Below are 21,819 nucleotides of genomic sequence, written 5' to 3' on the forward strand. Positions count from 1 at the left end.
AAGGTCCTGGGCCTGCCGGGTTTTCTCTCCCCTTCTGGCAAGCGGGCTTGGAGCCATGCCTGGAGCAGGGGGACCAGTTCCTCCAGGGACAGGGGNAGGATGGAAGGGGGCGTCTGGTGTTCTTCCACAGCTCACCAAGCGCCCCCTTTTCCTTTGGCTTGTCNAGGGGGTATGCATTGAATATCCGAAAGGGGGGTCTTGATAGCTTTTAGATGTCAGTATAAACTCTACTCCATTATGATCTTCTTCCGAAAAAGGCTTGCGAAATCTAGGAAATGTACTCTTTGGATGCTAATTAACCTAGGGCTTTGGCTTCCCGGATGTTCCCCTTACGACCCCACTGCCATACACACCCTCTCGGGTACGGTGGTCAGCGAGTACGCCGGCGGGCCCGTGGCCGGAAGCACGCTCAAGCTCTACAAAAACGGCAACCTGGTGGCCACGACCCTCTCCGGAGCCGATGGGAGCTTCAGCTTTGGTACCTTAGCCCCCGGCACCTACCGCCTGGAGGCCCAAAAGCCCGGCATGGCGGGAAGCATCCTGGAAGGGATACGCGTGCCGGAGATGGCCAGCGTCACCCTCATCCAACGCCAGGCCTTTGACGCCAGCGCCACCACCACCCCGCCCACCCTCCTCATCACCCGGGACGGCACCCAGCCCCTGGAAGGGGGTACCTTCACCAACACCATCCCCTTCCGTGTCCAGGTGGATACCACCAAGGACTACGTCCGTCCCATGCGCCTCATCTACGTGGCCCTGGGCCGCACCCCGGGCTCGGCCTTCATCACCAACAGCGCCACCTGGACCCGCCAGGTGTTCAGCAACGTGGAGGACACCGGCAATCGCGCCCTCAGCGGTGCCAACGTGGCCGGCTTCGGCAGCGCCAGCGGGGAAACCGTTTACGTGGAGGTGGTGGCCTACGACTTCAACCTGAACCGCAGCCACTACCTGATTCCCATCACCTTCAAGAACACCTCGCCTAACCAGAACAACACTGTGAGCGCCCCCACCAGAGTGGCCGCCACCGCCATCACCCTGGGCCAGGCGGTGGGCTTCTTCAGCGTCAAGAGCCCGACTACCCTTAAGGTGCCGGTAGCCAAGGGCACGATGGGCGAGCTCACCCTGGACCCTGAGGCGGTACCGGAGGGAAGCAACCTCTACGTGGAAGTGCGCTGGTGCTACACCGCCACTGCCACCCCCTTCGCTTTTGACATCGAACGCTCCACCGACGGGACCAACTGGACCCGGGTGGGCACCGTAGGAGGAGGCAGAAGCAGCAGTTGCCCCAACAACCCTCTGGACCGCCCCTTCTTCTTCCGCGACGCCTCGCCCGACCTGACCCCCGGCCAGACCTACTACTACCGGGTGGTAGCCCGGGGAGCCAACCAGGCCCCAAGCACCCCCAGCGCCACCACGCCCCTACCCCCCTTCTTCGCCCCCCTCCTGAGCCCCGCGGACGAAAGCACGGGGGTCTCCCGCACGCCCGACTTCACCATCGGGCACCCCCAGCTCACCATCGGGGCAGACGGGGCCGCCTACAACCTGCTCCTCTGGGACACCCTTACCGGGGACAGCGTGGCCTGGCAGAGCCTGGCGGGGTATAACCTCCTGGTGGAGTTCGGCACCCCGGACAACGGCATCCCCAGCGGGGAAGCCCTGGTCTATGGCTTCCATCCCCCCACGAACGGCGTGGTGTTCTTCACCGACACCGCCGGGATTGTGGACTCGACAAGGCCCAACCGGGTGCCGGTGGACGTAACCCAGGGTACCGTGAGCATCCCCTACAACTTTGACGGCCTGGCCCAGCTCCCCGCCCTGCAGGCCCTGCGCTCCTACGCTTGGCAGCTCTACGTGGCCTACGCTTACAAGTACAACCCTCAGGAAAACCGCATCTCGGCCTACAGCATCCAGACCTGGCCCAGCTCCACCTCCTTCATCCGCATCTCCCGTCCCGGCACCCAGGTCTTTGACTTCACCACGGGGCAGTAAGGAGGCATGATGAAGAACCTTCGCCTAACCCTTATCCTCGGTCTTGCCGCCCTGCTCGGGGCTTGCTCCACTCCGCCTCAGGGCGCCGCCCCCTCGGCCACCCTCGCTATCTCGGAGGGCATCCGCCACTTCCGGGGGCAGGTGGTGGTGGGCTACCAGGACGAGGCCGCCCTCCAGACCGCCATCCAAAAGCTCCGGGCCAGGGAGATTGCCCGGATCCCCGAGCTCAAGGCCGCCCTCCTCCAGGTGGAGGGGGATGCCCTGAAGGCGAGCCGTAGCTTGAAGGGGCTTCGGGGGCTGCGCTTCGCCGAGCCCCACCTGGCCCAGGTCACCCCGCCCAGCGAGGACCCCGTGGAGCGTCCTCGCCAGGAAAGCGGCCTGGTGCCCCTGGCCAACCCCGCCGACCAGATTCTGGATGGGCTACCCCAGTACGCCCTGGACCCCCGGCACCTCAACGCCAAGCGGGCCTGGGACCTGGGGTTTGAGGGCCAGGGGGTGACGGTGGCCATCATCGACGACGCCGCCGACGTTACCCACCCTGACCTGGCCGCCAACTGGGCAGGCAAGGCCTACGACCCCGTGACCAACACCACCTACACCAGCGCCAGTGCCTGGTTGGCCTTTATCAACAACAACCCCAACATCTCCCACGGCACCTTCGTGGCCTCCACGGTGAGCGCTCCCCGGGATGGCCAGGGCATCGCCGGGTTGGCCCCCAAGACCAAGTTCCTCCCCGTGGCCATCTTCCAACCCGGCTACGTGGGCGACTTCTACGTGGCCCGGGGCATCGTCTGGGCAGTGAACAACGGGGCCCAGGTGCTCAACAACTCCTGGGGTGGCCTCGGGTACGGGGAGCTGGTGAAGGAAGCCTTTGACTATGCCCTAGCCAACGGGGTGGTGGTGGTGGCCAGCGCCGGGAACTCCTCCAAGGACGAGGTGCGCACCCCCGCGGGCTACCCGGGCATCATCGCCTCGGTAGCAGCGGACGGGAACCGCAACCGCGCCGACTTCTCCACCCACGGCCGCCACGTTTCCAGCGCTGCGCCCGGGGTGGATGTCCTCCTGGCCAACCCCACCTGGCTGGGCGGGGGGTACGGGCTCATCTCCGGTACCTCCTTCTCGGGGCCCTATACCGCGGCGGCCGCCGCCCTGGTGAAGGCCGCCTGCCCAGGCGCCACCCCCTACCAGGTGCGCCGGGCCCTGGAGAGCACCACCTGGGAAAGGAGCTTCAGCCGGCAAAAGGGCTGGGGGCACCTGAACGCCGGCAACCTGGCCGACCTCCTGAAACAGGGCTGTGGGGCGCTTCCGCCCAAGGGCGCGGTGGTGCGGGTAAAGGTAGAGTACTTCAACCAAGACGGCGTCTTCCCCGGGTTGCTGGCCGATGTGATCCTCCGGGGTAAGGGCCTGCGCCCCGGGGACCCCAATGACCCCACCCCTATGTACTGGGCCCGCACCAATCAGGAGGGCGAGGCCTGGTTCTACGAGATCGCCCCTGGGGAGTACGATATCTACGTGGCCGGGGCTGACCTGGCCCTCACGGGTGGCTTCCCCGAGGAGCGGGGAACCTTTGTGGGCACCCTGGTGGCCACCTCGGGCTCCCACGCGGGCAACCCGGACTTCAAGCCGGTGCGCCTAAACGCGACCCAAGTAGAGCTCAACCCCACCGACCCCTACGATCCCAACGACAACACCGCTCAGGCCAAGCCCATCGCCTACAACACCACCACCCAGATGGCCTACATCTTCGGCCAACCCCGGGACTTTGACTACTTCGCCTTCTCCGGAACCGCCGGGGACCAGATCCGGGCCCGGGTGTACGCCCGCTCCAGTCTGGGAGGAACCCTGGACTCCTACCTCTATCTGCTGGACGGAAACGGAAACGTGCTGACCGAAAACGACGACATTGTCTCCGGACAGAACACCGATTCGGAGATCGCCTACACCCTCCCGAACACCGGAACCTACTATCTGGTGGTGACCAGCTACACCATCGCCAGCAACCCCAACGCCTCCGACGATAGCCCCTTCAACAAGTACCGGCTGGAGCTGAAGAAGACCAACTAGGTAAGAGACTATCCCCGGCCGGCTTGCACCGGCCGGGGGTAAGGCTTTAGAGGTGAATGGGCTTTTCCCACGCCCCCAAGGCCGCTTCCTTGAGGATTTCCGAGAGGGAGGGATGGGCGTGGGGGGCGCGGCCCACGTCCTCGGCGCTGGCCTTGAAGAAGATGGCCAGGGCGGCCTCCGCCAGGATGTCCCCCATCCGGGCCCCGATGCCGTGGACCCCCAGGATGCGGTCGGTCTGGGCGTGGGCCAGGACCTTGACGAAGCCCTCGGTCTCCCCCATGGCCCGGGCACGGCCGCTGGCGGAGTAGGGGAACTTCCCCACCTTGTAGGGAATGCCCCGTTCCTTCAGCTCCTCCTCCGTGTACCCTACCCCGGCCACCTCGGGGTGGGTGTAGACCACGCTGGGGATGGCCAGGTAGTCCACGTGGCCGTAGCCCTTCACCATGTGCTCCACCGCGGCCACACCCTCCTCGCTGGCCTTGTGAGCCAGCATGGGGCCCCGGATCACATCCCCGATGGCGTAGATGTGGGGTACGGGGGTTCTAAGGTGCTCATCCACGGGGATGCGGCCCTTTTCGTCGGTGGTGAGGCCCGCCTTTTCCAGGGCCAGGCCCTCGGTATAGGGCCTGCGCCCCACGGCCAGGAGGACCCGGTCGGCCTCGAGGACCTCCCCCCCCGCCAGCTCCACCCGGGCTCCCCGGCCCTGGGGACGGACAGCCGTCACCCTCACCCCGGTGCGGATCTCCAGGCCCTGCTTCTTGAAAACCTTCTCCGCGGCCCGGGAGAGCTCCTGGTCCATGGTGGGCAGGATGCGGTCCATGTACTCCAGGACCACCACCTCCGCCCCCAGGCGGTGCCAGACCACCCCCAGCTCCAACCCGATGACCCCGCCCCCCACCACGATGAGCCGCCCGGGCACCTCGGGGAAGCTCAGGGCCTCGGTGGAGGTCACCACCCGCTCATAGTCCACCTCCGCCCAGGGGGGGATGAGGGGGGCAGAACCGGTGGCGATGAGGATGTGGCGGGCGGAAAGCTCCTCCCCCGTCTCCTGCACCAGTACCTTGCCGGGGGAGAGGAAGCGGGCCGTGCCCTGGTAGCGGGTGATGCCGTTTTTCTTGAAGAGGAACTCAATCCCCTGGGTGTTGGCCTGGACCACCTTGTCCTTGTGGGCCAGGAGGCCCTTCAGGTCCAGCTCCAGGCCCTGGACCTTGGCCCCCAGAAGGCCCTTTTTCACCTCGTAGATGCGCTCGCTGGTCTCCAGGAGGGCCTTGGAGGGGATGCACCCCACCCGCAGGCAGGTGCCCCCCAGGGCCTTCTCCTTCTCCACCACCCCCACCTTGAGGCCCAGCTGGGCCGCCCGTATGGCGGCCACGTACCCCCCAGGGCCGGCGCCAATCACCAGAAGGTCGTACATGCTAGACCTCCAGGAGGAGGCGCACGGGGTTCTCAATGAGCTCCTTCACCCGGCGCAGGAAGGTGACCGCCTCCCGGCCGTCCACGATGCGGTGGTCGTAGGAGAGGGCCAGGTACATCATGGGCCGGACCACCACCTGCCCCTCCCGGGCCACGGGCCTCTCCTGGATGGCGTGCATGCCCAGGATGCCCACCTGGGGTGGGTTGAGGAGGGGGGTGGAGTTGAGGGAACCGTAGATGCCCCCGTTGGTGATGGTGAAGGTGCCCCCCATGAGCTCCTCGGGCTTGAGCTTCTTGGTGCGGGCCCTTTCGGCGAAGTCGGCAATCTGCCGCTCAATCTCGGCGAAGGAGAGGCGGTCGGCGTCCCGCAGGACGGGCACCACCAGCCCCTCCCCGCCCCCCACGGCCACCCCGATGTCGTAGTAGCGGTGGTAGACAATGGCGTTGTCGCGGATCTCCGCGTTGAGCTCGGGAATCTCCTTGAGGGCCTGGACCACGGCCTTCACGAAGAAGCTCATGAAGCCCAGCTTCACCCCGTGCTTCTTCTGGAAAGCCTCCCCCAGCTCCCTCCTCAGGGCCATCACCGCGGACATGTCCGCCTCGTTGAAGGTGGTGAGCATGGCCGTGGTCTGCCGGGCCTGGAGGAGGCGCTCGGCGATGCGGCGGCGCAGGGGGGTCATGGGCACGGCCTCGCTCACCCGCCAGGGCCTGTCCGCAGGGGGTTGGGAAGCGGGAAGGGGGGTGGGGGCGGGAGCCGGCGCAGGAGCAGGGGCGGGAGCCGGTACCTGGGGAGCCCGGGCCTCCAGGTGGCGGAGCACGTCCTCCTTGAGGATGCGCCCCCCAAGGCCGGTGCCCGCCACCTCGGCGGGGGAAAGGCCCGCTTCCTGCAGGAGGCGCTCCGCGGCGGGCATGGCCAGGGGCTCCCCAGCGGGGACCGCCGGGGCCTCAGGGGCCTTGGCCTCCGCCTGGGCCGCGGCCTCCAGGAGGGCGATGGCCTCCCCCACCCGGGCCGTCTCCCCGGTGCGCTTGAGGATCTTCTTCAGGGTACCCGCGAAGGGTGCGGGGAGCTCCAGGGTGGCCTTGTCGGTGATGAGCTCCACCAGGGGCTCATCCGGGGCAAAGGCCTCCCCTTCCCCCTTCAACCAGGCGCCGATTTCCACTTCCACGATGGACTCGCCCACGGAGGGCACCTTGAGTTCTTGCACCGTTTACCTCCCTATTTGAAGGCCTCTTCCAGAAGGGCTTCCTGCTCCAGCTTGTGCACCTTGGAGGAGCCCACGGCCGGGCTTGGGGACTCGGGCCGGGCCACCACGCGGAAGGGGTGGCCGTAGATCTCCCCGCAGAAGCGGGCGGAAAGGTACCACCAGGCCCCCTGGTTCACGGGCTCCTCCTGCACGTAGACCACGGGGGTCTTCTTGGGGTAGAAGGCCAGGGCCTCCTTTAGGGCCTCCTCGGGGAAAGGGTAGAGGAGCTCCAGGCGGATCAAGGCCACGTCCTCCGCCTTGAGCTCCCGGCGCTTCTGCAGAAGGTCGTAGTAGACCTTGCCCGAGGTGAGGAGGACCTTCCTGGCCCCCTTGACCCGCTCGGGGATGACCTTCTGGAAGCCTCCTTCGGCTAGCTCCTCCAGGGTGGAGACCACCTCGGGGTGGCGGAGGAGGCTTTTGGGGGTCATGACGATGAGGGGCTTGCGGAGGGGGCGCTTCACCTGGCGGCGCAGGAGGTGGAAGAACTGGGCGGGGGTGGTGGGGTAGGCCACCTGGAGGTTGTCCTTGGCCCCCAGCTGGAGGAAGCGCTCCAACCGGGCGGAGGAGTGCTCGGGGCCTTGGCCCTCGAGGCCGTGGGGCAGGAGGAGGACCAGCCCGGAAAGCCGATTCCACTTGGCCTCGGCGCTGGCCAGGAACTGGTCTATGTACACCTGGGCCACGTTAACGAAGTCCCCAAACTGGGCCTCCCAAAGGATGAGCCCCTCGGGGTAGTCCAGGCTGTACCCGTACTCAAAGCCCAGGACCCCGGCCTCGGAGAGGGGGGAGTTGTGGATCTCCACCTCCGCCTGCCCCTCGGCCAGGTGGCGCAGGGGGATGTAGGGCTCTCCCGTGCGGTAGTCGTAAAGGGCGGCATGGCGCTGGGTGAAGGTGCCCCGCAGGGCGTCCTGGCCCGTGAGGCGCACCCGGTGCCCCTCCACGGCCAAGGAGGCAAAGGCTAAGGCCTCAGCAGCCGCCCAGTCCAGGGGGCGCTTTTCCTCGGCCATCTCCAGACGGGCCTCCAGGAAACGCTTGAGCTTGGGGTGCACCTGGAAGCCCTCGGGCACCGAGGCCAGGCGCACCAGGAGGCCTTTCAGGACCTCCTTGGAAACCCGGGTGTCCGCCTCGGGCACCAGGGCGTCCGCCCCGCCCACGTACCCCTGCCAGAGGCCGGAAAGCCCGTGGGGCACCACCGGGCCCGGCTCCGCCTTCACCCGGGCGAACTCGCTCTCCAGCCGCTCCAGGTAGGCCTCCTGCCAGGCCCTAAGCTCCTCCTCGGCCACCACCCCTTCCCCCTTAAGCCGCTCGGCGTACACCCGCCAGGGCTCGGGCTTCTTGGCGATGAGGGCGTACATGGGGGCCTGGGTGAAGGTGGGCTCGTCGGTCTCGTTATGCCCCCGGCGGCGGTAGCCCACCAGGTCTATGACCACATCCTGGCCATAGCGCTGGCGGTACTCCAGGGCCAGGCGGAGGACGAACCAAAGCTCGTCCAGGGCCTCCGCGTTCACGTGGAAGATGGGGGCCCCCACCATCTTGGCGATGTCCGTGGGGTAGCGACAGGAGGTGTACTCCTCGGGGTTGGTGGTGAAGCCCACCTGGTTGTTGGCCACCAGGTGCAGGGTGCCCCCCACCCGGTAGCCAGGAAGCCCCGAGAGGTTCAGGGTCTCCTGGACGATGCCCTCCCCGATGAAGGCCGAGTCCCCGTGGACCAAAACCGCCAGCCCCCGCTTGCGCTCCCGGTCCCCGAAGCGGTCCTGCTTGGCGCGAAGCCTCCCCAGGGTCACGGGGTTCACGAACTCCAGGTGGCTGGGGTTGAAGTTGAGGGAGAGGTGCACCGGGCCGAAGGGGGTCTCCAGGTCGCGGGAAAAGCCCAGGTGGTACTTCACGTCCCCGGCGTAGCCCTCGGGGAAGATCTCCTCAAACTCGCGGAAGATGCGCTCAAAGGGCTTGCCCACCACGTTGGCCAGCACGTTGAGCCGCCCCCGGTGGGCCATGCCCAGGACCACCTCCTTGACCCCAAGCCGCGCGGCCTCCACCACCGCCTCCTTAAGGAGGGGGACCAGGCTTTCCAAGCCTTCGGCGCTGAAGGTCTTGGCCCCCAGGTACTTCTTTTGCAAAAAGGTCTCAAAGAGGCTGGCCTGCATGAGGCCCTCCAGGAGGCGGCGGCGCACCTCCAGGGGGGGCTTTTCCCAGGGAGCTTCCAGGCGGGCCAGGAGCCAAGAGCGCGCCTCAGGGTCCACGTGGGCCACCTCAATGCCCACCGGACCCAGGTAGATGGCCTCCAGGCGGGAAAGGAGGGCCTCCAGGGTGGGGGCGCCGAAGAAGGGGGGAAGGGGCTTTTTAAGGTCCTCCGGGGAGAGGCCGTGGGCCTCCAGGGTGAGCTCCTTGGGCCTGGGCCGGGGACGGCCCAGGGGGTCTATCTGGGCCGCCAGATGCCCCAGTTCCCGGTAGGCCTGGACCAGGCGCTCCACCCTGAGGAGGAAGGCCAGGTCCACAGCCTCGGCCACGGGGGTCGGGGTAGGGGGCCCCTCTCGTCGGCCGTCCTCCAGGACCACGGTGGAGAAGTAGCGCCGCCACTCCTCCGGCAGGGAAAAGGGGTCCTCCAGGTAAGCCCGGTAGAGGGCCTCCAGGTAACCTTGGCTTTCCAGCGTGAGCTCCATCCTGCCTCCCAAGGGGGGTGGTATACCCCCTTCATTACGCTACACCAAAACGCGGTGTAGGAACCCAGGTCCTTTACAATGGGGCCATGGTCCTGAAGGAACGAGAGGGGAATGTCCTCCTCCTCACCCTGAACCGGCCCGAACGGCTCAACGCCCTGACCGGCGAGCTCCTGGAGGCCCTCCATGAGGCCTTGGAGGAGGCGGGGGCCGACCCCGGGGTGCGGGCCCTCCTCCTCACCGGGGCGGGGCGGGCCTTCTCTGCGGGGCAGGACCTGGGGGAGTTTGGAGAGGAAAAGCCCGACTACGAGGCCCACCTGCGCCGCTACAACCGGGTGGTGGAGGCCATGAGCGCCCTGGAGAAGCCCCTGGTGGTGGCGGTGAACGGCCCTGCCGCCGGGGCGGGGATGAGCCTCGCCCTCTGGGGGGACCTGCGGGTGGCGGCCACGGGGGCCAGCTTCACCACCGCCTTCGTCAACATCGGCCTGGTGCCGGACTCGGGCATGAGCTTCCTCCTTCCCCGCCTGGTGGGCCTGGCCAAGGCCCAGGAGCTCCTCCTCCTCTCCCCCCGCCTCTCCGCGGAGGAGGCCCTGGCCCTGGGGCTGGTGCACAAGGTGGTGCCGGGGGAAAGGCTCATGGAAGAGGCCCTGGCCCTGGCCAGGCGGCTGGCCGAGGGGCCCACCCGGGCCTACGGGCTCACCAAGAAGCTCCTCCTGGAGACCTACCGCCTCTCCCTCCCCGAGGCCCTGGGCCTCGAGGCCATCCTCCAGGGGCAGGCGGGGCGCACGGCGGACCACGAGGAGGGGGTACGGGCCTTCCGGGAGAAGCGCCCCCCCCGCTTCCAAGGCCGCTAGCCCCCCATGCTCCGCTACCTCAGGGGCACCGTCCTGAAGAAGGAGGAGGGCTGGTTCCTCCTCCTGGTGGGGGGGGTGGGCTTCCAGGTGCAGGCCCCTATCCCCTTCCTGCAGGGCCTGGAGGAAGGCCAGGAGGTGGCGGTCCACACCCACCTGCAACTTAAGGAGGAGGGCCTCAGCCTCTATGGCTTTCCCGAGGAGGACAGCCTGGCCCTCTTTGAGCTCCTCCTCTCCGTGAGCGGGGTAGGGCCCAAGGTGGCCCTGGCCCTCCTCTCCGCCCTCACCCCCAGGCTCCTGGCCCGGGCCCTGGCCGAGGGGGACCTGCGCCTCCTCACCTCGGCCAGCGGGGTGGGGCGGAAGCTGGCGGAGAGGCTCGTCCTGGAGCTCAAGGGCAAGGTACCCGCCCACCTCCTCACCGGGGAACGGGTGGAAAGCCAGGCGGCGGAGGAGGCCGTCCTGGCCCTGAGCGCCCTGGGCTTCAAGGAGGGGCAGGCCCGGGCGGTGGTCCTGGACCTCCTGGCCAAGCGCCCGGGGGCCAAGGCCCAGGAGCTCATCAAGGAAGCCCTGAAGCGCCTGCGCTAAAGGGGCAGGCGGAGGCGGGCCAAGAGGCCTGAGGGAGAGTTAGGGAGAAGCTCCAGCCTCCCCCCGTGGGCCTCGGCCACCTTCTGGACCACGGAGAGACCAAGCCCCTCCCCCGGGCTTGGGGAGGCGCGGAAGAAGGGTCTTCCCGCCTCCTTGAGGGCCGCCTCGGACATCCCCGGCCCCTGGTCCTGCACCTCCAGGATCACCTCTCCCCCTTCCGGCCGGAGGGCCGCCACCACCCCCTTCCCCTCCCCGTGGAGGAAGGCGTTTTGCAGGAGGTTGCGCAGGGCCTGGGCCAGGAGCAGGGGGTTCCCCTGGAAGGGCAGGGTCTTGGGCCCCCGGTAGGGCACCCCAAAGGCCGCGGCCTCCTCCTGGACCAGGGCCGCCAGGTCCAGGGCCACCCGCTCCACCCGCCCCTCCCGGGCCAGGACGAGGAGGGCCTCCACCAGGCGCTTCATGCGCAAAAGCTCCTCCTTAAGCGCCTCCAGGGCCTCCTCCTTGGGCAGGTAGCCCGCCTCCGCCGCCTGGAGCTGGGCCAAGGCGGCGGCCACCGGGGTCCTCAGCTCGTGGGCCGCGTCCCGGGTAAAGCGCCGCTCCCGCTCCCAAAAGGCCTGGAGGCGCTCCAGCATGTGGTTGAAGGCCTGGGCCAGGGCCTTGAGCTCCCCACCCCCCGCAGGGGCCACCCGGTGGGAGAGGTCGGCGGAGTCCGCCACCTTCCGGGCCACCTCCGTAAGCCGGGAAAGAGGCCTCAGGGCCGCCTGGGCCAGCCAGGAAGCCAGCAGGGCAAAGGCCAGGGTGAGAAGGGCCCCCACCCCCAGGAGGGCCAGGCGGAAGTTGCGCAGGGCGGCCGCGGCTCCGGGATCGTACCGGGCCACGGTGAGGGTGCCCCCGGGCACCTTTAGGACCAGAACCCGCCACCCCTCCCGCCAGTGGGACCCCGGGGCAAGGTCAGGAAGGTTGGGGAAGTTGGCGCTGGCGTGGGCCTCTCCCTCCTGCACCAGGCGAAAGGCGAACTCCCCCCGGGGAGGGCGGCGCCCCTCGGAAAGGGCCTCCACGTAGAGGAGGAGGGAGCGGTCCAGGTCGGCCTCCACCAAACGCCGGAAGGCCAGGTAGCTCAAGGCCCCCTGGAAGAGGAGGGCCAGCCCCACGGCCAGGGCCAGAAAAAGCGCCAGGCGCGCCCTAAGGCTCATCCCCAAGCCGGTACCCCCCGGGCACGGTGCGCACCACCTCCGGGTAGAGCTTCTGCCTCAGGTAGTGCACGTAGACCTTCACCGCCCCCACCTTCTCCCCGTGGCCGAAGACCTTTTCGGCCAACTCCTCCGGGGTAAAGACCCGGCCCGGATGCAGGAGGAAGGCCTCCAAAAGGGCGAACTCCCGCAAGGAGAGGTCCACCCGCCGACCCCCCAGGTAGACCGCCCGCCCGGCCAGGTCGGCCTCCAGGGCCCCAAAGCGCACCTGCCCTGCCTTCATCTCCGCCTGCCGGCGCAGAAGGGCCCGCACCCGGGCCAAAAGCTCCTCCAGGTGGAAGGGCTTCACCAGGTAGTCGTCCCCCCCGAGGTCCAGGCCCAAAACCCGGTCCTCCAGGGCGTCCCGGGCGGTAAGGAAGAGGATGGAGCCCTTGTATCCCGCTTGGCGCACCTCCTGGGCAAAACGGAAGCCCCCGTCGGGGTCCTCAGGCAGGCGCACGTCCAGGACCATGAGGTCGGGCTCCAGCTCCCAAAGGGCCTCCCGGGCCCCCACCAGGTCCCTGGCCCAGCGCACCCCGTAGCCCTGGGCCAAAAGGGCGCTCTCCACCGCCCGGCCCAGGCGGGGCTCGTCCTCCAGCAAGAGCACCTGCACACCCCCAGTATGCCCCGGGGCGGTTAGCCGGGGGTTACGGGGGTTAACCCCGGGCTAACCGCCCGCCCCTACCCTGTAGGCCATGGGCCGGTACGGGGCCAGGTGGGAAGGGGTGCTGGGAAGCTTTTTGGAGGTGCAGCTCTTCGCTCCCCCCTGGCGGGCACGGAGGGCCCTCGAGGCCGCCTTGGCGGAGGTGCGAAGGCTGGAAGGTGTATTCAGCCGCCACCGGGAAAGCGAGCTCACCCGCCTGGTGCGGGCGGGCGGGGGGCGGCCCAGCGGGGAGATGCGCCAGGTCCTGGCCTGGGCCCTTAAGCTCCAGGAGGCCACAGATGGGGCCTTCCACCCTGCCCCTCAGCATGGGGGGGAGGCCCTCCGCTTCCTGGGGGAGGAGGTGGAGGTCCTGGCCCCCCTGGACCTGGATGGCCTGGCCAAGGGGTACATGGCTGACCAGGCGGTGGCGGCCGCCCTCCGGGCCGGGGCCCGGGCGGCCCTGGTGAACCTGGGCGGGAACCTGGCCCGCCGGGGCCCGGGGAAGGCCCTGGTGGGGGTGGAGCCCCCCACGGGCCCCGACAACGCCCCCCCAGCCCTGACCCTGACCCTTGGGGAAGGCGGGGTGGCCACCAGCGGGGTGCGGCACAAGGGGGCCCACCTCCTGGACCCCCGGAAGGGCACCCCGGCCGTGGGCCTGCAGGCCACGGTCCTCGCCCCCTCAGCCCTCCTGGCCGATGGCCTGGCCAAGGCCCTCTTCCTCATGGGTCAGGAGGCAGGAAAGGTCCTGGCGGCCTTTGGGGCCCAGGGGTTTCTCTTCACCTCCCAAGGCCCCGTACCGGTTCCTTAGGGAGGGGAGCATGTTGAAGCGCTACTACAGCCGGAGGAACTTCTTTAGGCGGGTACTGGGAGGGGTTTTGGCCGTGGGCCTGGCCCGGGCCCAGGGCAAGCCCTGGCCCAGTGGAATGGAGCTGCGGGTGAGCTTCGCCTACGAGGGGGCGGGCTTTCGCTACCGGGCCCCCTACGTGGCCGTCTACGTGGAGGACGAGCGGGGGGGCCTGGTGCGCACCCTGGCCCTTTTCCTCATGCCGGGGAAAGGGGAAAGGTGGTGGAACGAGCTGAGGCGCTACTTCGCCCTGGGGGAGCTGCAGGCCATGCGCACCCTCTCCGGACCCACCCGCCCCCCGGGGCGCTACACCGTGGCCTGGGACGGGAAGGACGAGCGGGGGCGCACCGTGGCCCAGGGGGGCTACTACCTCTGCGTGGAGTACGCCCGGGAGCACGGCCCCTACGAGCTTTTCCGGGAAAGGGTGGAGATAGGGGAAAGCCCTTTTCAGAAGGCCTATGCCCTCAAGGGGGAGCTTCAGGAGGTGCGCCTTGACTACGGTCGGAAGGCCTAAGCCCGGAGGAAGCGCCCTGCGGGCCAGGGTCTACGCCTGGGCCCGGACCCTGCACCTCTACCTCTCCCTGCTGGCCTTTCTGGCCATCCTCTTCTTCGCCCTTACCGGCCTCACCCTGAACCATCCCGAGTGGTTCGGGGAAGGGCAGGTGCAAAAACGCTCCGGTACCCTCCCCGGCGCCCCCTACCAGGCGGAAGAAGGGGTGGACTGGCTGAGGCTGGCGGAGGACCTGCGGGCCCTGGGCCTTAGGGGCCGGGTGGCGGAGCACGGGACAAGTGGAGAGATGGCCTGGCTCTCCTTCCGCGCCCCCGGGTACGGGGCCGACGCCCAGGTGGACCTCAAGACGGGGCGCTACACCCTGAGCCTGACCCAGGCCGGCCTGGTGGCCGCCCTGAACGACCTGCACAAGGGCCGGGATACACCCTCAGGCTGGCGGTGGGTGCTGGACCTCTCCGCCCTCTTCCTGGGCCTGGTGAGCCTCACAGGGCTTCTCCTCAGCCTCTTCCTGCGCAAAACCCGGCGGGCGGCCCTCTTAAGCCTCCTCCTGGGCCTCCTCCTCTTCGGGGGCTTCGCCCTTTGGGCGGCGCGCTAAAGCTCGTCCAGGGCCTCCCGGGGGGTGCGGCGGGCCCCCAGGAGACCCCCCTCGCGCAGGGCCAGGGGAAGGAGGGCTTCCACAGACCCCTCCAGGGCCTGGAGGACCTCCCCCCGGAAGGCTTTAAGCCCCTCGGGTAGGCTCCCTTCCAGCCCAAAGGGGAAAAGGGCCAAAAAGTGCCCGCCCGGCTCCCCCTCCCCCCGGTCCAGGTGGAGGCCCACGGGCTCCAGGTAGCCCAAAAGACGGGTGCGGTACATCTCCCGCCTCAGGGCCTGGAAGGCCCTAGGGTCAGGGGCACCCTGCCACAGGAGGAGGTCGGCCTCCGCGGAAAAGCCCACCAGGCTGTATACGGCCAAAAACCCCTCCCGGGCCTGCCAGCGCCCCAGGAGGGCCGCGAACTCCTCCTTGAGGTGCTCCTGGTGCTCGGCCTCGAGGCGGCGGAACTCCGGCAGGAGCCGGAAGAGGCTAAAGGCCCAGTAGCGCGCCATGCCCCTATCCTACGCCCAGGAAGCGGGCCAAGGCCTCCTCCGTGAGGTACTTGCCCACGTAGAAGGGCCCAAACTCCCCAAAGCGGGCGGAGACCTCGTCAAAGCGCATCTCGTAGACGATCTTCTTGAACTGCAGGGGGTCTTCGCTGAAGAGGTCCACCCCCCACTCCCAGTCGTCCAGCCCCTGGGCCCCGCTGATGACCTGGAGGACCTTGCCCTGGTACTTGCGGCCCGTCTCCCCGTGGGCCTTCATGAGGCCGGCCCGCTCCCGGGCGGGGAGGAGGTACCAGTTGTCCTGGCCCTGGCGGCGCTTGTTCATGGGGTAGAAGCACACGTACCCCCCTTTGGGCACCCGGGGGGTGAGGCGGGGCTTCACGTAGGGGGCCTCGGGGTCCAGGGGGCCGGTCTGGCTCCCCAGCTCCACCACGGAGTAGAAGCCGTAAGCGGGCCGCAGGTAGGCGGCCAGGCGGCTCTGGTTGAGCCTGGCCTCCACCGCCAAAAGGGCCTCCAGGTCCTCCCGCAGGTTGAGGAAGAGGAGGTCCGCCTTGTGGGTGACCACCTGGTAGACCCCAAAAGACCCCCTGCCTGCGGCCTCCACCCCGGCCCACTCCGCCAGGATGTCCCGTAGCTCCTCCCAGGCCGCCTGCCGTTCTCCTTCCGGGGCCCTCCGCCAGGCGGGGAAGTCCAGGTGGCGGAAGTCGTGGAGGATGTGCCAGCCCTCCAGGGTAAAGGTGGGTTCGGGAACGTGGCCTTCCATCCCCCTCACTATACGGGCACCCGCCTTGGGTATATTCACCCCATGGCTGCCTTGCTGCAGGTGGTCCTGACCCTCATCCTGGCCTGGCTTCTTGGCCGCTACGGGGCCAGGGCCCTGAACGCCCTAGGCCGCCTCACCCCCACGGAACGGGACGACGGCCTCTTCCGCCTCCTGGGCCTCCTCTGGTGGGGGGTGGTCCTCCTCTTGGCCTTAAGCTACCTGGTCCACGCCCTGGGCCTACCCCACGAGCCCTGGGCCTCCTGGGGAAGGGCCTTGGCGGGCTGGCTGGGGGCCCGGGGGCTTGCCGCCTTGGCGGTCTTGGGCCTCACCTTCCTGGGCTTCCGCCTCCTGCCCCTCCTCCTGGCCCGGCTCCCCGAGCCCGAGGGGGAGCTCACCCGGGAGGCGGTGCGGCGGCGCACCCTGCGGGCGGTGGCCGAGTCGGTGCTCAAGGGAAGCCTCCTGGTGGTGGGGGGACTTTTCCTCCTCTCCAACCTGGGCCTCAACATCACCGCCCTCCTGGCGGGGGCGGGGGTGGCGGGCCTGGCCCTGAGCTTTGCCGCCCAGAACCTGATCCGGGACTTCCTCAACGGCTTTTTCATCCTGCTGGAGGACCAGTACGGGGTGGGGGACATCGTGCAGATCGGGAACGTGGGGGGACAGGTGGAGCGCTTCACCCTGCGGCTCACCGTCCTGCGGGACCTCGAGGGCCGGGTCCACTTCCTCCCCAACTCCGAGGTGCGCCAGGTGACGGTCCTCACCCAGGAGTGGAGCCGGGCGGTGGTGGACGTGGCCGTGGCCTACAAGGAGGACCTGGACCGGGTGCTGGCCGTCTTCCGGGACGAGGTGGAAAGGTTCCACCAGGACCCCGAGTGGCAGGAGCGCTTCACCGAGCCCCCGGAGGTCCTGGGGGTGCAGCAGCTTGGGGAAAGCGGGGTGGTGATCCGGGTCCTCTTCAGCACCAAGCCGGCCCAGCAGTGGCCCGTGGCCCGGGAGTTCCGCCGCCGCATCAAAAACCGCCTGGACCGGGAGGGGATAGAGATCCCCTTCCCCCACCAGAAGCTCTACTTCGGGGAGCCCCTACAGCTGGCAAAGGGGGTGTAGGCTAAGGGCGATGCCGGACATCTACGGGGAGATCCTGGAATCCCTCCGCCCCCACCTGGGCAACCGGGCGGAGGCGGTGATGGATGAGGGCCTGAAGCGTCTGGGCAAGCGCCCCTCCGAGCTCACCCTCGAGGACGGGCAGCACCTCCTGAAGGGCCTGGTCTTCCGCGAGCTCCAGACCCGCCTGCGCCCCGAGGAGGCCCGGCGGGTGGTGGAGGGCCTCCTGGCCCGCCTGGAGGCCCAGGGAACCACCCTGGAGGCCCTGGAAAGGGGGCTGAAGCGCTTCGGCCTTTACCTGGACTGGCCCGAGGTGGGCCGCCTGCGGGCCCTGGTGAACCGCCTGCGCCAAAGCCCCGACCCCCAGCTCCTGGCCGAGGGCGCCCACCTCCTGGAAGCCCTGGAGGAGCGGCTGGAGGAGGCCCTCTTGCGCCAGGCCAAGGACCTGGTCCACCTGGAGGAGGCCCTGGAACGGGTGCGCCACCTGGGGGGGCCCAAGGTGCGGCGGCTGGAGAGCCTGGTGGAGACCGTGCGCCAGGCCCAGCAGGACGGGCTCCTGGCCCAGGGGGAGGTGGAGAAGGCCCGGAGCCTGGCCCTGGAGCTCAGGAAGTTCCTGGAGTCCAGCGCCGTGCGGGCCCCCACCCTGCCGGAGATCGTCTTTGAAACCCAGGAGGAGGCCCCCAAGCACCCCACGGACGTCTTCCTCACCGTGGAGGAGGCTTCCGAGCTGGAGGGGGAGCTGGTCATTGACCTGGAGGCCCTGCCTGAGGAGGCCAACCAGCGGATCCAGGCCCTGGAGGTGGAGGAGGAAAGGCGGAGGCTGGAGGAACTCTTGGCCCGCTACAGCCCCCTCCTGGAGCGGGCCACGGTGAGCCCCCTTTTGGCCGAGGTCCAGGCCCTCCTGGAGGCGGGCACCCCCGTGGGGGAGAAGCTCAGCGCCCTGGAGGAGGCCTTCAAGGAGGCGGAGCGAAACCTTAAGGCCGAGAAGCGGGCCCGGCTCATCCAGCTGGCGGAGGCCCTCAGGGCCCTGCCCCTCCCCGAGGGGGCCAAGGCCCCCCTGGAAAGCGCCCTGCGCCTGGCCGAGGAGACCCTGGCCGAGGGAGGCTACCCCGACCTGGTACCCCTGGAGGAAGAGCTCAAGCGCTTGGAGGAGGAGGCCAGGCGCAAGGCGGAGGAGGAAAGACGCCTCCTTGCGGAAAAGGAAGCCCTCTTGGCGGAGCTTTCCGGGAAGGGGGAGGTCTTCCGTCCCCTCTGGGAGGCCCTGAAGGAGATGCCCCTCGAGGCCCTGCCCCAGGGCCTCCCCCAGGTCCGCTCCCGCTACGCCGAGCTCCTCAAGGCCCAGGGGGAGGAGGCTGCCCTCCGGGCCAAGCTCCAGGAGGCCCGGGAGACCCTGGAGGCCCTGCGCCTGGAGGCCAAGGCCCTGGGCCTGGAGGAGGCGGTGGCCGAGGCGGAAGCCCTCCTCAACCGGGGAGAGCTTCCCGACCTGGAGGCCCTCCGGGCCGCCATGGCCGAGGCCAAGGCCCAGGCCCGGCAGGCGGCCCTCAGGGAACTCTCCCGGCTCCAGGCCCTGGCCGAACGCTTCCGCGGCTTCGGGGGCGAGGGGGTGCTGAGAGCCCTGGAGGAGGAAAAGGCCAAGCCCCTCCCCGATCCCCTCCCCATCGCCCGGGCCCTGCAGGCTCTAAGGAGGCGGCTTGAGGCCAAGCGCGAGGAACTCATGACCCGCCTCACCGCCTTCTTCCAGGCCCACGCCCATCTGGGGGACTTCCAGAGCGAGACCGCTCGGCGGCTGAGGCCCCTGCTGGGGGTGTTGCAGAGCGCCGCGGAGAAGCTCCCCCGCCTGGGCCCCCAGGGGCTTTTGCAGGTGGAGAAGACCCTGGGCCAGGCGGAGGTCCTCCTCAAGGAGCTGGAGCGGGAGAAGGAGGCGGCCAAGGCGGTGCTCCAGGAGATCCGCGGGGCAGACCTGGAGGCCCTCCTGGGGGTCTTTGACCAGCCCAGGGCGCCGGAAGCCCCCCCTGAGGACCTGGCCCGCCTGCGGCTACCAGGGGTGGAGGTGCTCGGCCACCTGGAAGACCCCCTGCCCCTGCCCAAGGAAGCTCTTTTGGAGCTCAAGCGGGCCCTGGACCGCCTGGACGAAGGGCTGAGGCACCCCAGGAAGGCGGCGGTGGTCCTCCTGGGGGAAAAGGCGCTGGTCCTGAGCCCTTACCGGGGCCGGACCCTGGTGGCCCTCTTGGAGCGGGCAAGCCTCTCGGCCTTCCTGCAGGAGCTCGCCTCCTAGGGTGCTACACTAAGTTATAGTGGTAACCGCCTCGGCCCTCTGGGAAAACCTGGCCCCTTCTCTGGACTACCTCTCCCCTGAGGAGCGGGAGCGGGTCTGGCAGGCTTACCTCTTCGCGGAGGAGGCCCACCGGGGCCAGCTGCGCAAGAGCGGGGAGCCCTACATCACCCACCCCGTGGCGGTGGCGGAGATCCTGGCCTCCTTGCGCATGGACGCGGACACCGTGGCCGCGGGGCTTCTGCACGACACCCTGGAGGACTGCGGCGTAAGCCCCGAGGAGCTGGAGAGGCGGTTCGGCCCGGCGGTGCGGCGCATCGTGGAGGGGGAGACCAAGGTCAGCAAGCTCTACAAGCTGGCCAACCTGGAAGGGGAGGAAAAGCGGGCCGAGGACCTCCGCCAGATGTTCATCGCCATGGCGGAGGACGTGCGCATCATCATCGTCAAGCTGGCGGACCGCCTGCACAACCTGCGCACCCTGGAGCACATGCCCCCCCACAAGCAACGGCGCATCGCCCAGGAGACCCTGGAGATCTACGCCCCCCTGGCCCACCGCCTGGGCATGGGGCAACTGAAGTGGGAGCTGGAGGACCTCTCCTTCCGCTACCTCCACCCCGAGGCCTACCATGCCCTCCTCTCCCGCATCCAAGAGACCCAGGAGGCCCGGGAGCGGGTCATCCAAAGGGCCATGGCCGCCCTAAAGGAGGCCCTGGAGAAGGACGAGCTCCTCCAGGCCCAGCTCCAGGGCTTGGAGATTACAGGACGGCCCAAGCACCTCTACTCCATCTGGAAGAAGATGGAGCGGGAGGGCAAGGCCCTGGAGCAGATCTACGACCTCCTGGCGGTGCGGGTCATCCTGGACCCCAGGCCCGCCCCCACGGAGGAGGGGCAATCCCTACGGGAAAAGCAGGTCTGCTACCACGTCCTCGGCCTGGTCCACGCCCTCTGGCAGCCCATCCCCGGCCGGGTCAAGGACTACATCGCCGTGCCCAAGCCCAACGGCTACCAGTCCCTCCACACCACGGTCATCGCCCTGGAGGGCCTGCCCCTGGAGGTGCAGATCCGCACCCGGGAGATGCACCGCATCGCCGAGTACGGCATCGCCGCCCACTGGCTCTACAAGGAGGGCCTCACCGACCCCGAGGAGGTGAAGCGGAGGGTCTCCTGGCTGAAGAACATCCAGGAGTGGCAGCAGGAGTTCTCCAGCTCCCGGGAGTTCGTGGAGGCGGTGACCCGGGACCTCCTGGGAGGACGGGTCTTCGTCTTCACCCCCAAGGGGCGGATCATCAACCTGCCCAAGGGGGCCACCCCGGTGGACTTCGCCTACCACATCCACACCGAGGTGGGGCACCACATGGTGGGGGCCAAGGTCAACGGGCGCATCGTCCCCCTCTCCTACGAGTTGCAAAACGGCGAGATCGTGGAGATCCTCACCGCCAAAAACGCCCACCCCTCCAAGGGCTGGCTGGAGTTTGCCAGGACCCGGAGCGCCAAGAGCAAGATCCGCCAGTACTTCCGCGCCCAGGAGCGCCAGGAGACCCTGGAGCGGGGCCAAAACCTCCTGGAGCGCTACCTGAAGCGCAAGGGCCTGCCCAAGCCCACGGACAGCCAGCTGGAGGAGGCGGCCAAGCGCTTAGGCCTCACGCCCTCCCCCGAGGAGCTCTACCTGGCCCTGGCCCTGAACCGCCTCACGCCCAAGCAGGTGGCGGAGAAGCTCTACCCCAAAGCCCTCCTCAAGCCGGAAAAGCCCAAGCCCCCTCCCAGGAATGAGTGGGGCATCCGCCTGGACCAGGACCTGCAGGCCCCCATCCGCCTGGCCTCCTGCTGCGAGCCCGCCAAGGGGGACAGCATCCTGGGCTTCGTCACCCGGGGCCGGGGGGTGACGGTGCACCGGGCGGACTGCCCCAACCTGCGCCGCCTCCTCCAGGGGCCGGAGGCCGACCGGGTGATCGGGGCCCACTGGGAGGGGGTGGGGGGAAAGGTGGCCACCCTCGAGGTCCTGGCCCAGGACCGCGCCGGCCTCCTGCGGGACGTGATGCAGGTGGTGGCCGAGGCGGGCAAGAGTGCCCTGGGCTCGGAGACCCGGATCCTGGGCCCCCTGGCCCGCATCCGCCTGCGGCTTACCGTGCAGGACGGGGAGCGGGAGGCCCTGGTCCAGGCCCTGAAGGGGGTCAAGAGCGTGCAGGAGGTGCGCTGGGTCTAGAGGGGGCGCACCCAGACCTCCCGGGTCCTGGGCCCGTCAAACTCCGCCAGGAAAACCTGCTGCCAGCGGCCAAGCCTTAGCCTTCCCCCCTCCGCGGGAAGGAGGAGCTGGACCCCGGTGAGGAGGCTTTTCAGGTGGGCGTGGGTGTTGCCCTCCGCGTGGCGGTCCTTGGGGTGGAAGCGGGGGGCAAGCTCGTCCAGGCGCACCAGGAGGTCGTGGGCCACGTCCGGATCCGCTCCCTCCTGCACCAGGAGGCCGCAGGTGGTGTGGGGCACGAAGAGGTAGACGAGGCCCGTGTGTCCCTCCAGGGCCCCCTCCACCAGCCGGGTGATGTTGACCAGCCCCTCGGTAGGCGTGCGCACGGAAAGCGCCCTCATGCTCC

Annotated in this window: 18 protein-coding genes; 10 read left to right on the forward strand and 8 right to left on the reverse strand. The window is 69.0% G+C overall.

Annotated elements, in window-relative coordinates; all coding sequences use genetic code 11:
* Positions 1 to 288: 288 nt before the first annotated feature.
* Positions 289 to 1,989, forward strand: coding sequence for a carboxypeptidase-like regulatory domain-containing protein (locus tag B128_RS0104335; RefSeq protein ID WP_018111050.1), 1,701 nt, complete (start codon positions 289 to 291; stop codon positions 1,987 to 1,989).
* Positions 1,990 to 1,995: 6 nt separating this feature from the next.
* Complete coding sequence (locus B128_RS0104340) at positions 1,996 to 4,053, forward strand: S8 family serine peptidase (RefSeq protein WP_018111051.1); 2,058 nt, start codon at positions 1,996 to 1,998, stop codon at positions 4,051 to 4,053.
* 46 nt (positions 4,054 to 4,099) lie between these two features.
* On the opposite strand, the gene lpdA is transcribed toward B128_RS0104340, so the two are convergent.
* From lpdA to B128_RS0104355, 3 genes are read right to left on the reverse strand one after another with little or no spacing between them, the layout of a single operon-like run.
* Complete coding sequence (gene lpdA, locus B128_RS0104345) at positions 4,100 to 5,467, reverse strand: dihydrolipoyl dehydrogenase (RefSeq protein WP_018111052.1); 1,368 nt, start codon at positions 5,465 to 5,467, stop codon at positions 4,100 to 4,102.
* Position 5,468: 1 nt separating this feature from the next.
* Positions 5,469 to 6,671, reverse strand: a complete 1,203-nt coding sequence (gene odhB, locus B128_RS0104350; RefSeq protein ID WP_018111053.1) for a 2-oxoglutarate dehydrogenase complex dihydrolipoyllysine-residue succinyltransferase — start codon at positions 6,669 to 6,671, stop codon at positions 5,469 to 5,471.
* An 11-nt stretch (positions 6,672 to 6,682) separates the two neighbouring features.
* Entirely contained in the window at positions 6,683 to 9,367 is a 2,685-nt protein-coding gene (locus B128_RS0104355; protein WP_018111054.1) for a 2-oxoglutarate dehydrogenase E1 component, read from the reverse strand.
* 86 nt (positions 9,368 to 9,453) lie between these two features.
* Between B128_RS0104355 and B128_RS0104360 the strand changes: the two genes are divergently transcribed.
* Positions 9,454 to 10,218: an enoyl-CoA hydratase/isomerase family protein gene (locus B128_RS0104360; RefSeq protein WP_018111055.1), complete on the forward strand. Its 765-nt coding sequence runs from the start codon at positions 9,454 to 9,456 to the stop codon at positions 10,216 to 10,218.
* 6 nt (positions 10,219 to 10,224) lie between these two features.
* Positions 10,225 to 10,800: a Holliday junction branch migration protein RuvA gene (gene ruvA / locus B128_RS0104365; protein WP_018111056.1), complete on the forward strand. Its 576-nt coding sequence runs from the start codon at positions 10,225 to 10,227 to the stop codon at positions 10,798 to 10,800.
* On the opposite strand, the gene B128_RS0104370 is transcribed toward ruvA, so the two are convergent.
* Together B128_RS0104370 and B128_RS0104375 are read right to left on the reverse strand one after the other, a co-directional pair.
* On the reverse strand, positions 10,797 to 11,990 hold the full coding sequence (locus B128_RS0104370; protein WP_018111057.1) for a sensor histidine kinase: 1,194 nt from the start codon (positions 11,988 to 11,990) through the stop codon (positions 10,797 to 10,799). The two genes, ruvA and B128_RS0104370, sit on opposite strands and share 4 nt — an antisense overlap.
* Complete coding sequence (locus tag B128_RS0104375; RefSeq protein ID WP_018111058.1) at positions 11,980 to 12,639, reverse strand: response regulator transcription factor; 660 nt, start codon at positions 12,637 to 12,639, stop codon at positions 11,980 to 11,982. The genes B128_RS0104370 and B128_RS0104375 overlap by 11 nt, the downstream gene beginning before the upstream one ends.
* A gap of 82 nt (positions 12,640 to 12,721) precedes the next feature.
* Here B128_RS0104375 and B128_RS0104380 point away from each other — a divergent pair, with 82 nt between their 5' ends.
* From B128_RS0104380 to B128_RS0104390, 3 genes are read left to right on the forward strand one after another with little or no spacing between them, the layout of a single operon-like run.
* On the forward strand, positions 12,722 to 13,477 hold the full coding sequence (locus B128_RS0104380; RefSeq protein ID WP_018111059.1) for an FAD:protein FMN transferase: 756 nt from the start codon (positions 12,722 to 12,724) through the stop codon (positions 13,475 to 13,477).
* A gap of 10 nt (positions 13,478 to 13,487) precedes the next feature.
* Positions 13,488 to 14,027 (forward strand): DUF2271 domain-containing protein, encoded by a 540-nt coding sequence (locus tag B128_RS0104385; protein WP_018111060.1) that lies wholly within the window; start codon positions 13,488 to 13,490, stop codon positions 14,025 to 14,027.
* The gene (locus B128_RS0104390) at positions 14,005 to 14,619 is read left to right on the forward strand and encodes a PepSY-associated TM helix domain-containing protein (protein WP_018111061.1); all 615 of its coding nucleotides are present in this window, start codon (positions 14,005 to 14,007) and stop codon (positions 14,617 to 14,619) included. The genes B128_RS0104385 and B128_RS0104390 overlap by 23 nt, the downstream gene beginning before the upstream one ends.
* Here the strand turns inward: B128_RS0104390 and B128_RS0104395 are convergent.
* Positions 14,616 to 15,107 carry a chlorite dismutase family protein gene (locus tag B128_RS0104395; RefSeq protein ID WP_018111062.1) on the reverse strand — a complete coding sequence of 164 codons (492 nt, stop codon included), beginning with the start codon at positions 15,105 to 15,107 and terminating at the stop codon, positions 14,616 to 14,618. The two genes, B128_RS0104390 and B128_RS0104395, sit on opposite strands and share 4 nt — an antisense overlap.
* A 4-nt stretch (positions 15,108 to 15,111) precedes the next feature.
* Positions 15,112 to 15,864, reverse strand: a complete 753-nt coding sequence (gene hemQ / locus B128_RS0104400) for a hydrogen peroxide-dependent heme synthase (RefSeq protein ID WP_018111063.1) — start codon at positions 15,862 to 15,864, stop codon at positions 15,112 to 15,114.
* A 42-nt stretch (positions 15,865 to 15,906) separates the two neighbouring features.
* Here hemQ and B128_RS0104405 point away from each other — a divergent pair, with 42 nt between their 5' ends.
* The 3 genes from B128_RS0104405 to B128_RS0104415 are packed head-to-tail and all read left to right on the forward strand — an operon-like array spanning position 15,907 to position 21,437.
* Positions 15,907 to 16,965, forward strand: a complete 1,059-nt coding sequence (locus B128_RS0104405; RefSeq protein WP_018111064.1) for a mechanosensitive ion channel family protein — start codon at positions 15,907 to 15,909, stop codon at positions 16,963 to 16,965.
* A gap of 10 nt (positions 16,966 to 16,975) precedes the next feature.
* A complete protein-coding gene (locus tag B128_RS0104410) occupies positions 16,976 to 19,237 on the forward strand; it encodes a coiled-coil domain-containing protein (RefSeq protein ID WP_018111065.1) in 2,262 nt (753 codons plus the stop codon).
* 19 nt (positions 19,238 to 19,256) lie between these two features.
* Positions 19,257 to 21,437, forward strand: a complete 2,181-nt coding sequence (locus tag B128_RS0104415; RefSeq protein WP_018111066.1) for a RelA/SpoT family protein — start codon at positions 19,257 to 19,259, stop codon at positions 21,435 to 21,437.
* Here B128_RS0104415 and B128_RS0104420 read toward each other — a convergent pair.
* On the reverse strand, positions 21,434 to 21,814 hold the full coding sequence (locus B128_RS0104420; protein WP_026175018.1) for a secondary thiamine-phosphate synthase enzyme YjbQ: 381 nt from the start codon (positions 21,812 to 21,814) through the stop codon (positions 21,434 to 21,436). The genes B128_RS0104415 and B128_RS0104420 overlap by 4 nt on opposite strands.
* Positions 21,815 to 21,819: the final 5 nt, after the last annotated feature.

This window comes from Thermus igniterrae ATCC 700962, from assembly GCF_000376265.1.
In the GTDB taxonomy this organism is placed as follows: domain Bacteria; phylum Deinococcota; class Deinococci; order Deinococcales; family Thermaceae; genus Thermus; species Thermus igniterrae.